The sequence below is a fragment of the Lentzea californiensis genome (assembly GCF_024648825.1).
GTDB lineage: Bacteria > Actinomycetota > Actinomycetes > Mycobacteriales > Pseudonocardiaceae > Lentzea > Lentzea californiensis.
On record NZ_JANBBE010000001.1, the window covers coordinates 384,333 to 398,321 of the forward strand.

Consider the following 13,989-nt stretch of genomic DNA (forward strand, 5'->3'; position numbering starts at 1 on the left):
TGACTCCAAACACACAGCACAGCCAGCCCACACGCGAAGCCGAAGGCGAGCTGTCCTTACCGCGCGGTCAGGGCGGTGGGGTCCCGTCACAACGCACCCGGCAGCCGCCCAACGCAACAGGCGTGTCATCAACCCGCCCACGGCGCCACCCCCCGATCAGATTGCCGGGGGTCTGGGGGCAGCGCCCCAGGAAAACGCACGCAACCGCAAGGCCGCCCGCAAGGCGACCACGCTGACGCAGGCGTCCCCCCGATCCGGGAACCCCTACATCTCAACGTACTCACAGGGTCCGACAAGATCAGAAACAACAAAAACGGGCGCACACCCCCAAGGGGGATGCACGCCCGTTCAAGCACTACAAGGCAAAACGCCAGCCCCCGAGGGGGCAAGGATCACTTGACGGTGATCTTGGCGCCCGCAGCCTCGAGCTTCTCCTTGGCCGCCTCGGCGACGTCCTTGGCAACGCCCTCGAGGATCGCCTTCGGAGCCGACTCGACGAGCTCCTTGGCCTCCTTCAGGCCCAGACCAGAGACGACCTCGCGGACGACCTTGATGACCTGGATCTTCTTCTCGCCGGCGGACTCGAGGACGACGTTGAAGTCCGTCTGCTCCTCGGCCTCTTCGGCGGCGGCCGCGGGGCCCGCAGCGGCAACGGCGACGGGCGCCGCGGCGGTGACCTCGAAGGTCGTCTCGAACTGCTTCACGAACTCGGACAGCTCCAGGAGGGTCATCTCCTTGAAAGCGTCGAGCAGCTCGTCGGTGCTGAGCTTCGCCATGATCGGCGTTCCTTTCTATGTCCCGCGCGAAAGCGTCGGGTGTGTCTTTGGGTGATCAGCTTTCGGCGGGAGCGTCGGCTTCGGCGGCGGGAGCCGCGGCAGCCTTCTTCTCCTGCAGGGCAGCAGCCAGGCGAGCGACCTGGGAAGCCGGGGCGTTGAACAGACCCGCGGCCTTGGCCAGGTTGCCCTTCATCGCGCCCGCGAGCTTCGCGAGCAGCACCTCACGGCTTTCGAGGTCCGCGATAGCGGCAACCTCTTCAACCGAGAGCGGGCGGCCATCCATGTAGCCGCCCTTGATGATCAGGGCCTTGTTGTCCTTCGCGAAGTCGCGGATCGCCTTGGCGGCGTCGACGGGCTCGCCCTCGACGAATGCGATGGCGGTCGGACCGGACAGAAGAGCCTCGAGGCCCTCCACGCCGGCGTCCGCAGCGGCCAGCTTGACCAGCGTGTTCTTCGCGACGGTGTACTTGGTGCCCGCGCCGAGAGCGCGACGCAGCGTCGTGAGCTGCGCCATGGAGAGGCCACGGTACTCAGTGACAACCGCTGCCGAGCTGGTGCGGAACGAATCCGCGAGCTCAGCGACCGCCGTAACCTTCGTGGGCTTCGCCATGATCGCCTCCTCTCTGGGCTGGGTTAGACCGCCGGCCTGGAGAAGGTCCCGAAACAACAGAAACGCCCTCGCGCACAAGCAGCACGGGGCGTCACGTAGAACTGAGCCTCGTCCTCCCTGCGCGGGCCGCCCGTGTTGCAACGGGGCCTTCGTTCTCCTCGCGGAGACAACCTGCGGTCTTCGGTAGAACCATCCAAAACAGTACTCGACTGTGTACTGCCGCTCCAAATCGGCATGATGTGACGTGTGACCGACGAGCCCGGCAAGGACCTCGCGCCCCGCCAGCCGCCAGCCCCGCAACCGCCAGCTCCGCAACAGCCTGCCCCGCAGCCGCCCGCCCCGCCGGTGGACCCGGAGCAGCTGCGGCAGTTCCAGGAGTTCCAGCGCTTCCAGGAGTTCCAGCGCTACCAGGAGGCGACGGGCCAGGCGCCGCAGGCTCCGCAGCAACCCGGCGGCAAGCGCTGGTGGCTCCTCGTGCTCGGCAGTGGCATCTTCTGGCGCGCGCTGTTCTTCCTGCTCGTCGTCTTCTCGGCGGTATGGGCCTACAACCACTTCTTCGGCGTGGACGACCCCGGCGACATCGCGCAGGACAGCGGCGGCGTGACCGGCGCGGCACAGGGTCTGTCCGCACCGGCCGGGCTGCAGGGCACCGTCGGCATGTTCTACAAGCACGTGTCGTTCGCCGACACGACCCGCGCCTGCACGCTCATCCTGCGCGACGACACCCGTCAGAAGTTCGCGAACGCCTACGGCGCAAGCGATTGCGCTGGTGCGGTCACCGACCTGAAGGCCAAGGTCACGAGCGTCGACAGGTACCAGCAGGTGATGTTCCCGCCGGACATGCTCAAGACCCCTACGACCGCCAAGGTCACCATCGACTCCTGCGCGCTGACCGTCGAGGGCGGCCCGCGCCTGGGCACGTTCGTCGTGGAGAAGGTCGGCGCGGGCTGGGTCATCACCGACTGGTCGCCCAGCACCTGTGGTTGATTGGGGTGCATGGCAAACGCACTGGGGGTGCCCAGCCCCGACAAGGTCGAGTACATGGCGGACGCCGCAGAACTGGGCCGTGACTACAAGCACCAGCTCCTCGTCTCCCTCGGCCTGAGGCCCGGCGACACGGTCCTCGACGTCGGCTGCGGCCCCGGCATGGACCTGCCGGTGATGGCCGACGCGGTCACGACGTCCGGCCGCGTCATCGGCGTCGACGTGGATCCGGCGATGGTGGCGGCGGCGCGGAGCCTCCTCGACTACTACCCGCAGGTGGACGTCCGCCAGGGGGACGCCCACGCGCTCCCCGTGGACGACGGCACCGCCGACCGCGCTCGCATGGACCGCGCGTTGCAGCACGTCGAGAACCCGTCCGGCGTCCTCGCCGAGCTCCACCGGGTGCTGAAGCCCGGCGGCCTGCTGCGCATCGCCGAACCCGACTGGGACGCCCTGATCGTCGACGGCGACCTGGAGATGAACAGGGCGTTCAACCGGTTCGTCTGCTCGGCCATCGTCCGCAACGCCACGATCGGCCGCCGGCTCGGCCGCCTCGCGCGGGAAGCGGGCTTCGAGGTCGAGGACGTCCGCGCGGCGACGACGGTGCTGCGCGACTTCGCCAGGGCGGACTACACGCTCGCCCTCACCCGCAACACGGAACGGGCGATCCGCGCGGGCGCGATCGAACGCGCGGACGGCGAGCGCTGGCTGGCCGAACTGCGCGCCGGCGGCTTCCAGGCCTCGGTGACGATCTTCCTGCTGTCAGCCCGCAAACCGTTGTGACACAACGCCCAGCGACTCGACGGCGCGGGCGAGGCTCTCCTCCCCGCGCCCGGCGTCGACCTGCTGGTCGACGAGCGCCTTGAACGAGTCGAGCGCCGCGAACGGAACGCCCTGCGCCGTGGTGGCCCGGATGAGCATGCCCAGCCCCGTCTGGTTCATCGCCAGGCTCGACTCCGCGTTGTCGTAGCGCTCGCCGTCGATCTCCGCGGCGAACGTGGAGAGTGCGGGGTGGAGGTCCGTCAGCCAGGACAACAACATCGGCGTGAGCTCGGTGGTCTTGATCGCGTTGGCCCGCGCCAGTGCCGCCGCGTGCAGGAAGCCGCCGATGAGGCCGTACATCCCGGCGAGGATCGCCACGTCGTACCCGGACGCGCGGCCGGCGTCGGCACCCAGGAACGTGACCTTTCCCAGCAGCGCCAACTGCTTCTGCCAACGTTCGTGCACGGTCGAGGAGCCGCTGTAGATGATGGACGACGCGTCGGTGCCGATCGTCTGGGGCACCGCGTACACCGCGCCGTGCAGGTACTCGGCTCCGTTCGCTGCGGCCCAGTCAGCGAGTTCACGAGCCTCGTCGGGAGTGCCGGAGGTGATGTCGACCAATGCCCGGCCGCGCACGTCCGCGCCACTGAGAACCTCTTGTGCCGCTTGGTGGTCGAGCACGGCCACGACCACGAGCCCGCTGGCCGCGACCGCCTCCGCCGCGGTCCCTGCCACGACGGCACCGGGCACCTTGAGTTCGGAAGCCTTTGCGGCAGAACGGTTCCAGACCGTGACGGGGTGACCCTCCCGCAGGAACGCCTCCGCCAGCGCGCGGCCGAGGTTGCCGAGACCCAGCACGGTGATCGCTTCAGATGTCATGCCTCCACCCTCGCCGCACGTGATCAACTCGACCAGTGACCGGAATGACCCCTTTCGCCAAATTCCTGCCATAGGCTGGATCGCATGAGCGCTGGATCAGTCGCCCTGGTCGTTCCCAGCGACTTCGGCGTCGCGGACCTCTACGAGCTGGGTATTCCCGCCGCCGTCTTCGGCACGCCGCAGCCCGACCTCGCCGACCCCTGGTACGAGTTGTGGTTGTGCGGCACCGGAAACCGCAGCCGCGACACCACGCCTGGCTTCACCCTGAACAGCGCTCACAGGCTGGAAGACATCGTGAACGCGGACACCGTCATCGTGTCGTGGGTGCCGGACGAGGTCTTCGAGGACAACGCGCCTGTGCCACCCGAGCTGGTCTCCGCGCTGCGCAGGGCGCACGACAACGGCGCACGGATCGTGTCGGCGTGCGTCGGCGCGTACGCACTGGCCGAAGCCGGCCTGCTCGACGGGAAGAAGGCCACCGCGCACTGGATGCACACCGCGCTGCTGGCCGAGCGCTACCCGGAGGTCCAGGTCGACGCCTCGCAGCTCTACATCGACGAGGGCGACGTGCTGACCAGCGCCGGCATGAGCGCCGGACTAGACCTCTGCCTGCACCTGGTCCGCCGCGACCTGGGCGCCCACGTCGCCAACCAGCTCGCCCGCCGCATGATCGTCCCCGGCCACCGGCCCGGCCACCTGGGCCAGTACGTCGACCTCTCGGTCCCCGCCAGCGACGAACAGGGCCTGACGCCGGTGCTCGACTGGGCCCGCGCTCGCCTGGACGAACCGCTGACCATCGAGGTCCTGGCACGCCAGGCCGCGATGAGCCCGCGAACCTTCTACCGCAAGCTCCACGCCACCACCGGCACGACACCGCTGCAATGGCTGCTCAACGAACGCATCACGCGGGCGCAGGCGTTGCTGGAGTCCACCGACCTGTCCGTGGAGAAGATCGCGGCCCTGAGCGGCATCGGCACGGCGAACAACCTCCGCCACCACTTCCTGAAGCAGGTGGGGAGATCGCCGAGCGACTACCGGCAGACGTTCCCGCGGCACCAGGCCTGACATGCGACAAGGCCCCCGGCGAACCGGGGGCCTTGTCAGGAGCTAGCTGCGAACCGCGAGGCTCAGGCCTCGTCCACCAGCATGTTGCGGGTGCGGTTCGGGTCGACCGGGATGCCAGGGCCCATCGTCGTGGAGACGGTGACCTTCTTGACGTACCGGCCCTTGGCCGCGGACGGCTTGACGCGCATGATCTCGTCCAGCGCGGCGGCGTAGTTCTCGACCAGCTTCTCGGAGTCGAACGAGACCTTGCCGATGACGAAGTGCAGGTTGGCCTGCTTGTCAACGCGGAAGTTGATCTTTCCGCCCTTGATCTCGTTGACGGCCTTCGTGACGTCGGGGGTCACGGTGCCGGTCTTCGGGTTCGGCATCAGGCCACGCGGGCCGAGGATGCGGGCGATGCGACCGACCTTGGCCATCTGGTCGGGGGTCGCGATCGCGGCGTCGAAGTCGAGCCAGCCACCCTGGATGCGCTCGATCAGGTCCTCGGAGCCGACAGCGTCCGCACCGGCGGCCTCGGCCTCAGCGGCCTTGTCACCGGTTGCGAAGACGATCACGCGGGCGGTCTTGCCCGTACCGTGCGGCAGATTCACGGTGCCGCGGACCATCTGGTCGGCCTTGCGAGGGTCGACGCCGAGGCGAATCGCGACCTCGACGGTGGCGTCGAGCTTCACCTTGGACGTTTCCTTGGCGAGCTTGGTGGCCTCCAGCGGCGAGTACAGCCGCTCCCGGTCCACCAGCTCTGCGGAGGCCTTGTAGGCCTTGCTGCGCTTCATGCTCTGTCCTTACCGTGGATCAGTTCGTGGTGAATGAGCCGCGCTCGGCTCTCCCACGCTTGCTAGAAAGAGGGTGTGGTCAGCCTTCGACCGTGATGCCCATGGAACGGGCGGTGCCGGCGATGATCTTCGCCGCCTGGTCGATGTCGTTCGCGTTCAGGTCGACCATCTTGACCTGCGCGATGCTGCGCACCTGCTCCATGGTCACCTTGGCGACCTTGACGCGGTGCGGCTCGCCGCTGCCCTTGTCGACACCAGCGGCGGCGAGGATGAGTCGCGCGGCCGGAGGAGTCTTCAGCTTGAAGTCGAACGAGCGGTCTTCGTACACGGAGATCTCAACCGGCACGACCTGACCGCGCTGCGACTCGGTCGCGGCGTTGTAGGCCTTGCAGAACTCCATGATGTTGACGCCGTGCTGACCCAGCGCGGGACCAACGGGAGGCGCCGGGTTGGCGGCACCAGCCTTGATCTGCAGCTTGATGATCGCTGACAGCTTCTTCTTCTTGGGAGGCATTGTCCGTACTTCCTGTTATTGCAGTGTCCGCGCGCGGCTCTGCCAGCCGCAGCGTGGCCGATCGGTCTTCCGGTCAGGGAAAACCGCTCAGATCTTGGAGACCTGGCTGAACGACAGCTCGACCGGCGTCTCCCGGCCGAAGATCGACACCAGGACCTTCAGCTTCTGGCCGTCCGCGTTGACCTCGCTGATCGTGGCGGGCAGCGTGGCGAACGGGCCGTCCATGACCGTGACCGACTCGCCGACCTCGAAGTCGACCTCGATGGTCGGCTTCGACACGGTGGTGGAAGCGGTCTTCTTGCCCTCGGCCGGCTTCTGCTCCTGCTGCGGGAGCAGGAACTTCAGCACCTCGTCGATCGTGAGGGGCGAGGGCTTCGAGGTGGCTCCGACGAACCCGGTCACGCCCGGCGTGTTGCGGACGGCGCTCCAGGACGCGTCGGTGAGCTCCATGCGGACCAGGATGTAGCCGGGCAGCACCTTGCGCTGCACCAGCTTGCGCTGGCCGTTCTTGATCTCGGTGACCTCTTCGGTCGGCACCTCGACCTGGAAGATGTAGTCCTCCATGTCGAGCGTGTGGATACGAGTCTCGAGGTTCGCCTTGACCTTGTTCTCGTAACCGGCGTACGAGTGCACGACGTACCAGTCGCCGGGCGCGCGGCGCAGGGCCTGACGCAGCTCTTCGGCGGGGTCCTCGGGCTCTTCGTCGATCGGCGTCTCGTCGATCGCGAGCACGTCGGCGTCCTCGGAGTCCTCTTCGGACTCGTCCGCGGTGCCTGCGTCCTCGGAGTCCACAGCCTCCGACTCGACCGTCTCGTCGGCCGCGATGTCCTCGGACACCTCGTCGTCGATGAGGTCGGTCTTCTCCTGGGCGTCGACGCCGTTATCGGAGGTCACTGTGGATCTCGCTTCCTGATTGCAGCGGCAGCTGTCCGGCTCAGCCGAACAACTCGAAAACAGCCGCGCCGAAGCCGAGGTCGAGAGCCCACACCAGCGCAACCATGAAGACCACGAACACCAGCACGACGCCGGTGTAGGTGACGAGCTGCTTGCGCGTCGGCCAGATCACCTTGCGGAGTTCGCCGATGACCTCGCGGATGTAGCGGAAGCCCCGCCCGATCAGCGAGGGACGCTTCTCCTGTCCTTCACGGGTCTTGGTCGGGCGACCCTTCTTCGCGTCCTCGTCCGACTCGTCGGACTTGGAGACGCTCTTCTTCGACTCAGCGCTGCTGCCGTCCTTGCGGGCGGCCGGGCGGGAGGAGGCACGACGCTCACGTCGCGCCGCAGCAGTGGACGGCCGGACAGCGCCTTCGCGCTCCTCCGGCTGGTCCTGCTCGCGGCCCTCGACCATGCCGTGCCTCCACTCCACCCATGACGCGCTTCGACAGCAGGGGCGACAGGACTTGAACCTGCAACCTGCGGTTTTGGAGACCGCTGCTCTGCCAGTTGAGCTACACCCCTTTGAGATCCCGAATGGGATCCCCTGGCCAAGCAGGAAGTGTACGGGAACCTGCCCCGTCCATTCCAACCAGACCGCTCAAGCACTTGCCGAGCGGCCTGTCGCACAGCCTACCCATATGCGAGCCGGGAAGACGAATCAGGGTCGTGCAACTGCGATGCCGTCCCGGCCCGAATCTCCCGTGAACACGGCAAACACCACCGGACCGGATCGCCCGGTGGTGTTCTTGATCACAAGATCAGCTGACCCGCACGCGGGCGAAGGCACCCGTCAACACCGACTTGCCGTCAAAAGCCGCGTTGATGTTGACCTTCACAGTTCCGTCGTCGAAGGCCTTGGTGACCTTCGCGGTCACCTCGACGAGCGCGCCCTCGTCGTCGTTGGGCACCACGACGGGCCGCCCGAAACGGCAGCCGTACTCGACGATCGCACCGGGGTCGCCGATCCACTCCGCGACGATCCGCGAGGCCACGGCCATGGTCAGCATGCCGTGCGCGATCACGTCCGGCAGGCCGACGTCCTCGGCCGTCTTCTCGTTCCAGTGGATGGGGTTGAAGTCCAGCGAGGCGCCCGCGTAGCGCACCAGGTCGGAGCGCTTGAGGCGCACGGACAGCGCCGGCAGTTCGGTGCCAACCTCGTACGTCATGCGTCTTCTCCCCTCACGACGAGCATCGACTTGGCGGTGGTGACGGGCTCGCCGTCCACCGTGGTGATCTCCGTCCGCACGGTCACCATGTCGTTGCCCATGCGGGACGTGATGGCGTCGACGTGCGCCACGCACACGAGCTGGTCGCCCGCGGTGATGGGCCGGTGGTGGGTGAAGTTCTGGTCGCCGTGCACGACGCGGCTGTAGTCGAGCTGCAGCTCCGGGTCGAACATGACCGTCTCGTTGGTCTTCATCGACACGACGATCGCGAACGTCGGCGGCGCGATGACGTCCCTGTGCCCCAACGCCTTCGCCGCTTCGGCATCGAGGTAGGCCGGGCTGGTCGCGCCGATCGCCTCAGCGAACTCGCGGATCTTCTCGCGGCTCACGTCGTACGGCTGCGACGGCGGATAACTACGTCCGATGAAAGCGGGGTCGAGAGGCACCGGAGGAGCCTATATGCGACGAGGCCCGCCCCACGGTGTGGGACGGGCCTCGTCGAAGAGTTGCTACGCGCTCAGCGGGTTTCCTTGTGCGCGCGGTGCGTCTTGCAGTTCGGGCAGAACTTCTTGATCTCCAGGCGGTCCGGGTCGTTGCGCCGGTTCTTCCTGGTGATGTAGTTCCGGTGCTTGCACTCCTCGCACGCGAGGGTGATCTTCGGGCGTACGTCGGTTGCAGCCACGGTCCTTGCCTTCCTGAGAGCACACGTGCCCCGAACACCCAGTGCGGGCTTACCGCCTGGCGGGGATCTTGTGAAGTAGCGGTGGCCGGACTTGAACCGGCGACACAGCGATTATGAGCCGCTTGCTCTACCAACTGAGCTACACCGCTTTACACAACTACAGCCGCAGCGCTCAGCACTGCGGCCAGTAGTGGAGCCCCTTTACGGAATCGAACCGTAGACCTTCTCCTTACCATGGAGACGCTCTGCCGACTGAGCTAAAGGGGCTTGCTCTTCGTTCTTGCCGAGCGAGGACAACTCTACAACACGCCTCAACCAAGAACGAAATCCGGGGGTCCTCTTAGTGGACCAAGGTGAGCACCGTCTCATCGCGAGCACCCCTGACCTGCACCGTTCGTGCGCGCAGCCAGGCCTCGAAGCGATCTTCGGACAGCGGCCGGGAGATCAGGTAGCCCTGCGCGACATCGCAGCCCATCCCGACCAACTGGTCGCGCGCGGCGTCGTCCTCGACGCCTTCCGCGACGACCACGAGACCGAGCGAGTGGCCGAGCTCCACGATCGACCGGACCACGGCCATGTCGCCGAGGTCCGTGCCCATCCCGAGCACGAACGACTTGTCGATCTTCACCTCGTCCACCGGCAGCTGGCGCAGGTACGCCAGCGACGAGTAACCGGTGCCGAAGTCGTCGACCGCCAGCACGACGCCGATCGCGTGCAGGCGCCGCAGCACCGGCAGAGCGCGCTCGGGATCGGCCATGACGCCCGACTCGGTGAGCTCGAAGGTCAGCAGCCCCGACGGCACGTCGTGGCGCTCCAGGGCGGCCTCGACGCGGTTCGGGAAGTCCTCGTCTCCGAGCGTCCGCACGGAGAGGTTCACCGCGATGGACATCCGCAGGCCGCGGTCGAGCCAGCGGCGCACGCGTTCCAGAGCGCGGTCCATCACGAAGTCCGTCAGCACGTCCACGAGACCGGTGGCCTCCACAGCCGGCACGAACTCGTCGGGGTCGACGCGGCCGAACTCCGGATGTGTCCAGCGCACCAACGCTTCCGCGCCCACGACCTGACGTGAGGGCAGGGCGACCTTCGGCTGGTAGTGCACCGAGATCTGCCCGGTCTCGACGGCCTGGCGGAACTGCGTCACGAGCTGGAAGCGGCGCAGGAACAGGTGGCCCATCGACGGCGCGTAGGCCTTCACGGGTGTGCCCTCGGACGTGGCGCGCACGGCGACATCGGCCCGCTGCAGCAACACGTCGGGGTCCGGGTCCTCGGTCTCGGAGTCCGCCTTGGACGCGTACCCCACGACCGCGGAGGCCTCGACGGTCAGGCGGTCGACCGGGTACGGCACGGAAAGCCCCGCCCGCAACCGTTCCGCGGTCTCGTGGGCGGTCTGAGCGCGCTCGTCGTCGAGGTACGCGGCGAACGCGCCACCCTCCAGGCGTGCCAGCGGCACGTCCGCTCCGAGAGCGTCGCGCAGCCGGCGCCCGGCGGCGACGACCATCCGGTTGCCCCAGGCCTGGCCCAGCGCGTCGGAGACCGTCGACAGGATGTCGAGGTCGATGCGCAGCACCACTCCCCTTTGGGACTCGTGCAACGGCTCACCGCACGCCTCGCGGAAGCCCGCCCGGTTCAGCAGACCGGTCAGCGGGTCGTGGTAGGCGTCGTGGCGCAGGCGGGCGAGCAGGCGGCGGTTGTCGACGGCCGTCGCGAGGTGCGAGGCCAGCGTGCGCAGCAGCTGGATGTCCGCCTTGCCGAAACCGCGCCAGCGCGACAGCCGGTCGTGCGCCTCGACGGCACCGAGCAGCTGGGTCGCGCCGCGCAACGGGACGACCAGGGCTTCCTGCGCGTCGCGGCGCAGCAGGGCCTCGGTGACGTCCTCGGTCGCATCGGCCACGCGGTAGTAGCGGACGTGCGTGCCCGGCAGCTGAAGCACCGGGTCTTCGCGCACGGCACGAGGGTCCGTCGCGGTCATCTCCTCGGGCAGCGGTTCGCCGGCGACGAGGGTGATCATGGCTTCCTGCGGATCGGTGCGCAGGCGCAGCACGACCCTGTTGGCGTTGAGCTGCTCGCGGATGCGTTCCGCGATGAGCTGCCACTCGTCCTCTTCGACGCCCGAGGTGAGGTCGTCGTCGGGCTGGCGCGGGCCGGTGCCGTGTTGTCCCGACCTCGCGACGCGGAGGCTGACCTCGCTCAACGCCTCCAGGTCGCGCTGTTCGCGCAGCAGCCCGGAGTAGGCGAAGTAGGTGGCCACGATGCCCGCGAGCACCAGGATGATCAGGGCGGCGCCCCACGGCGTGGTGGCGACGATCTGGTAGCCGACGAGGCCGGCCGAGGTGTTCAGCAGCGCGACGACCAGCGTCTGCAGCACGAGACGGACGCTGTTGCCCACGCGCATCGACTTGCCCATGAGGCGCAGCGCGCAGAGGCCCAGCACGCTCGCGAGGAGCGGCACGGTGATCGTTCCGATGAACGCGCCCGCCCAGAACGGGCCACCGGCGCCGATCATCCGGTTCACGGCCTCGGCGGCGGCGAACGCCACGGAGATCTCCATGAACATGAGGCCCGCGTTGTAGACGGCCCTGTCGAGGATCCGCCTGCCGAGCAACGTGCCCACGCCGGCGACCACGTGCGCGGCGAGCACGATCTCGAACGGGGCCACGAGCAGGCCCAGGACCAGCGGGATCTCGGTGAAGGAGATCGTCCACGCGACGCCGCTGCGGACGTCGACGTTGATCGCGAGCTGTTCCGCCAGCAGGAAGCCGACGACGAGGAGCGGGCCGATCCAGAAGAGGGAGGTGGTCTCCCTCTCCGGGAGCCAGGCCGCGACCATGCCCGCGCAGGCGACGCCGGCCACCAGAAGGGTGACGGCGAACGCGCTGAACGCGCGGTTGGTCGACTTGGCCGACCAGGCGGCCGAGTCCGACACGGGGGCCGACGCTCGGTCGGACATCCAGCCTCCTCGTCGGCCTGGGTGGGGGACCTCTAGGCGTGACTGAGGGGTCCCGCACTTCGCGATCAGGACCCCTCCAGGGGCACCAATGTACCCCGCTCGGGGGACGAAATGGCAGGTCGAGCACCCCTAGTGACTTTGATTCACCCAGACGTGGCTACACGTTCAAGCGCCCCTGGAGCACCGTCACGGCCTGCCCCGAGAGCAGCACGCGATCTTGGGCGAGGGTCGTCCTGACGAACCCCCCGCGCGGCGACGCCTGCTCCGCCAGCAGGTCAGCGCGTTGAAGCCGCGGCACCCAATAGGACGCAAGGGTGCAGTGGGCCGATCCGGTGACGGGGTCCTCCGGGATGCCGACGGACGGGTAGAAGCACCGGCTGACGATGTCCGCGTCGCCGTCTCCGACGGCCGTTACGATTACTCCGCGTGACTGGATTTGTGCCAGTCCTTGGACGTCAGGTCGCAAGGACCGGACTTCCGCCGCGCTTTCCAACTCGATCAGGAAGTCGAACCGCCCGCGCGACACGGACTTGATCGTCGCATGTGGCAGCGCTTCCGCTAGACCGATTGGCGGGTCAGTCAACTCTGGGGGGTCCGCCGGGAAGTCCATCCGGATCCACCCATCGTCATTTGCGCATGTGAGCACCCCACTACGCGTGGTGAACGCCTGCTCCCCGCCCAGCACGTGCGCGGCGGCGAGGGTGGCGTGCCCGCAGAGGTCCACCTCGACCTCCGGCGTGAACCAGCGGAGGTGGTTGTCCGGCGTGACGAAGGCCGTTTCGGCGTGCTTCATCTCGGCGGCGACGCGCTGCATCCAGGCGTCGTCGCGCGGTTCGGTGAGGAGCACGACTCCCGCGGGGTTGCCCGCGAAGGGCGTGCTGGTGAACGAATCCACGACGTAGATCTCCACACGTCCGACCCTGCCATGGTCAGATGGGACGTGAGCGAGATCTTTTCCTACCGCGAGACCGACCCGGACTCCCTGCTCCTCACCTGGGGACCCCTGCGCACGCACGGCCTGACCTGGCAGCCGGGCTGCGACCTGCCCGCGTTGCTCGACGAGTGGGACACCCGCCTCACCGGCCTGGACGACCCGGAGACCGCGGCGATCGTGCAGCTGCCCAGCCACGAGACAGGCGGCGCGCGGACGTTGATCAGCCGGGGGTTCGCGCCGCTCACGGTGGTCGCCGAACGCCTCGCCGGCCGTTCGCCCGCGCCGCGGCCGTCCGGAGTGGGCATCCGCGCCGCCACGCATGCCGATCTGGACGTCGCCGTCGAACTGAACCTGCACACGGTCCGGTACGACGCGCAGTTCGGTCTGGTGACCGAGCGCCCGAACACCGCCGAGCACCTGCGCACGGCGCTGGCCGAGGTGCTCGACCGCGACCACGAGACGATTTGGCTGGCGATCAGCGACGACACGCCCGTCGGCATGATCTACGTCGACATGCCGCAGGACGCGGGGTGGATGGAGAAGTACGCGTCGGCGCGGCCGTTCGCCTACCTCGGTCATCTCGGCGTGCGGCCCGATGTGCGCGGTACAGGTGCGGGTAGCGCTCTCGCGGCTCACGCGCACGGCGTTCTGGACGCGGCCGGAGTGGCGTCGACGCTGCTCCACCACGCGTTGCCGAACCCGCGCTCGACGCCGTTCTGGTACTCGCAGGGTTATCGGCCGCGGTGGACGCTGTGGGCGCGCCGTCCCGCGCTGCGCTCTTCGCACGGCGTGTCGGCGCAACCCGAACGGCCTAATGAGACATGATCTACCTGTTCACACAAGCGAAGAACCCGAACGAACCCGTACTTGTGGAACGAATCCGGCCTCTATCTCGACAAAGGGGTAAGCGATTCGGACGCCACACCTGGGGGGTCGAGATGGAACTCAGCGGTAGAGCGAG

General features: G+C 68.0%; 16 protein-coding genes and 3 tRNA genes. 4 read left to right on the forward strand and 15 right to left on the reverse strand.

Features of this window, described 5'->3' with window-relative positions; genetic code table 11:
* Nucleotides 1–392: 392 nt before the first annotated feature.
* Together rplL and rplJ are read right to left on the reverse strand one after the other, a co-directional pair.
* On the reverse strand, nt 393–776 hold the full coding sequence (gene rplL / locus LX88_RS02035) for a 50S ribosomal protein L7/L12 (protein WP_258946173.1): 384 nt from the start codon (nt 774–776) through the stop codon (nt 393–395).
* A gap of 55 nt (nt 777–831) precedes the next feature.
* Nucleotides 832–1,386: a 50S ribosomal protein L10 gene (rplJ, locus tag LX88_RS02040; protein WP_258946174.1), complete on the reverse strand. Its 555-nt coding sequence runs from the start codon at nt 1,384–1,386 to the stop codon at nt 832–834.
* A 246-nt stretch (nt 1,387–1,632) separates the two neighbouring features.
* On the opposite strand from rplJ, the gene LX88_RS02045 reads away from it, so the two are divergent.
* Both LX88_RS02045 and LX88_RS02050 read left to right on the forward strand, forming a co-directional pair.
* Nucleotides 1,633–2,373 carry a hypothetical protein gene (locus tag LX88_RS02045; protein ID WP_258946175.1) on the forward strand — a complete coding sequence of 247 codons (741 nt, stop codon included), beginning with the start codon at nt 1,633–1,635 and terminating at the stop codon, nt 2,371–2,373.
* Nucleotides 2,374–2,382: 9 nt separating this feature from the next.
* A complete protein-coding gene (locus tag LX88_RS02050) occupies nt 2,383–3,153 on the forward strand; it encodes a methyltransferase domain-containing protein (protein WP_258946176.1) in 771 nt (256 codons plus the stop codon).
* Here the strand turns inward: LX88_RS02050 and LX88_RS02055 are convergent.
* Nucleotides 3,133–4,011: an NAD(P)-dependent oxidoreductase gene (locus LX88_RS02055; RefSeq protein ID WP_258946177.1), complete on the reverse strand. Its 879-nt coding sequence runs from the start codon at nt 4,009–4,011 to the stop codon at nt 3,133–3,135. The genes LX88_RS02050 and LX88_RS02055 overlap by 21 nt on opposite strands.
* A gap of 84 nt (nt 4,012–4,095) precedes the next feature.
* Between LX88_RS02055 and LX88_RS02060 the strand changes: the two genes are divergently transcribed.
* Nucleotides 4,096–5,076: a GlxA family transcriptional regulator gene (locus tag LX88_RS02060; protein WP_258946178.1), complete on the forward strand. Its 981-nt coding sequence runs from the start codon at nt 4,096–4,098 to the stop codon at nt 5,074–5,076.
* A gap of 62 nt (nt 5,077–5,138) precedes the next feature.
* On the opposite strand, the gene rplA is transcribed toward LX88_RS02060, so the two are convergent.
* The 12 genes from rplA to LX88_RS02120 form a co-directional block, all read right to left on the reverse strand.
* Nucleotides 5,139–5,849, reverse strand: coding sequence for a 50S ribosomal protein L1 (rplA, locus tag LX88_RS02065; protein WP_090065894.1), 711 nt, complete (start codon nt 5,847–5,849; stop codon nt 5,139–5,141).
* 79 nt (nt 5,850–5,928) lie between these two features.
* Nucleotides 5,929–6,363 carry a 50S ribosomal protein L11 gene (rplK, locus tag LX88_RS02070; RefSeq protein WP_030478269.1) on the reverse strand — a complete coding sequence of 145 codons (435 nt, stop codon included), beginning with the start codon at nt 6,361–6,363 and terminating at the stop codon, nt 5,929–5,931.
* 87 nt (nt 6,364–6,450) lie between these two features.
* Complete coding sequence (gene nusG, locus LX88_RS02075; protein WP_258946179.1) at nt 6,451–7,257, reverse strand: transcription termination/antitermination protein NusG; 807 nt, start codon at nt 7,255–7,257, stop codon at nt 6,451–6,453.
* A 40-nt stretch (nt 7,258–7,297) separates the two neighbouring features.
* A complete protein-coding gene (secE, locus tag LX88_RS02080; RefSeq protein ID WP_114773715.1) occupies nt 7,298–7,711 on the reverse strand; it encodes a preprotein translocase subunit SecE in 414 nt (137 codons plus the stop codon).
* A 37-nt stretch (nt 7,712–7,748) separates the two neighbouring features.
* Nucleotides 7,749–7,821: transfer RNA gene (locus LX88_RS02085), tRNA-Trp, on the reverse strand.
* A gap of 236 nt (nt 7,822–8,057) precedes the next feature.
* Nucleotides 8,058–8,465 carry a MaoC/PaaZ C-terminal domain-containing protein gene (locus LX88_RS02090; RefSeq protein WP_258946180.1) on the reverse strand — a complete coding sequence of 136 codons (408 nt, stop codon included), beginning with the start codon at nt 8,463–8,465 and terminating at the stop codon, nt 8,058–8,060.
* A complete protein-coding gene (locus tag LX88_RS02095; RefSeq protein ID WP_090065898.1) occupies nt 8,462–8,911 on the reverse strand; it encodes a MaoC family dehydratase N-terminal domain-containing protein in 450 nt (149 codons plus the stop codon). Before LX88_RS02095 ends, LX88_RS02090 begins: the two co-directional genes overlap by 4 nt.
* Nucleotides 8,912–8,982: 71 nt before the next feature.
* On the reverse strand, nt 8,983–9,147 hold the full coding sequence (gene rpmG, locus LX88_RS02100) for a 50S ribosomal protein L33 (RefSeq protein WP_015105301.1): 165 nt from the start codon (nt 9,145–9,147) through the stop codon (nt 8,983–8,985).
* Nucleotides 9,148–9,223: 76 nt separating this feature from the next.
* Nucleotides 9,224–9,296, reverse strand: a tRNA-Met gene (locus tag LX88_RS02105).
* A 42-nt stretch (nt 9,297–9,338) separates the two neighbouring features.
* Nucleotides 9,339–9,414: transfer RNA gene (locus LX88_RS02110), tRNA-Thr, on the reverse strand.
* 73 nt (nt 9,415–9,487) lie between these two features.
* Nucleotides 9,488–12,094, reverse strand: a complete 2,607-nt coding sequence (locus LX88_RS02115) for an EAL domain-containing protein (protein WP_258946181.1) — start codon at nt 12,092–12,094, stop codon at nt 9,488–9,490.
* Between the two features lie 157 nt (nt 12,095–12,251).
* Nucleotides 12,252–13,004 (reverse strand): PhzF family phenazine biosynthesis protein, encoded by a 753-nt coding sequence (locus LX88_RS02120; RefSeq protein WP_258946182.1) that lies wholly within the window; start codon nt 13,002–13,004, stop codon nt 12,252–12,254.
* A gap of 30 nt (nt 13,005–13,034) precedes the next feature.
* On the opposite strand from LX88_RS02120, the gene LX88_RS02125 reads away from it, so the two are divergent.
* Complete coding sequence (locus tag LX88_RS02125; RefSeq protein ID WP_258946183.1) at nt 13,035–13,853, forward strand: GNAT family N-acetyltransferase; 819 nt, start codon at nt 13,035–13,037, stop codon at nt 13,851–13,853.
* The last annotated feature ends 136 nt before the right edge of the window (nt 13,854–13,989 follow it).

Excerpts from the sequence above, each read along its gene's own strand:
- rplL (WP_258946173.1), bottom strand. The coding sequence starts at position 776 with ATGGCGAAGCTCAGCACCGACGAGCTGCTCGACGCTTTCAAGGAGATG.
- rplJ (WP_258946174.1), bottom strand. The coding sequence starts at position 1,386 with ATGGCGAAGCCCACGAAGGTTACGGCGGTCGCTGAGCTCGCGGATTCG.
- LX88_RS02050 (WP_258946176.1), top strand. The coding sequence starts at position 2,383 with ATGGCAAACGCACTGGGGGTGCCCAGCCCCGACAAGGTCGAGTACATG.
- LX88_RS02055 (WP_258946177.1), bottom strand. The coding sequence starts at position 4,011 with ATGACATCTGAAGCGATCACCGTGCTGGGTCTCGGCAACCTCGGCCGC.
- LX88_RS02060 (WP_258946178.1), top strand. The coding sequence starts at position 4,096 with ATGAGCGCTGGATCAGTCGCCCTGGTCGTTCCCAGCGACTTCGGCGTC.
- rplA (WP_090065894.1), bottom strand. The coding sequence starts at position 5,849 with ATGAAGCGCAGCAAGGCCTACAAGGCCTCCGCAGAGCTGGTGGACCGG.
- rplK (WP_030478269.1), bottom strand. The coding sequence starts at position 6,363 with ATGCCTCCCAAGAAGAAGAAGCTGTCAGCGATCATCAAGCTGCAGATC.
- secE (WP_114773715.1), bottom strand. The coding sequence starts at position 7,711 with ATGGTCGAGGGCCGCGAGCAGGACCAGCCGGAGGAGCGCGAAGGCGCT.
- LX88_RS02090 (WP_258946180.1), bottom strand. The coding sequence starts at position 8,465 with ATGACGTACGAGGTTGGCACCGAACTGCCGGCGCTGTCCGTGCGCCTC.
- LX88_RS02115 (WP_258946181.1), bottom strand. The coding sequence starts at position 12,094 with ATGTCCGACCGAGCGTCGGCCCCCGTGTCGGACTCGGCCGCCTGGTCG.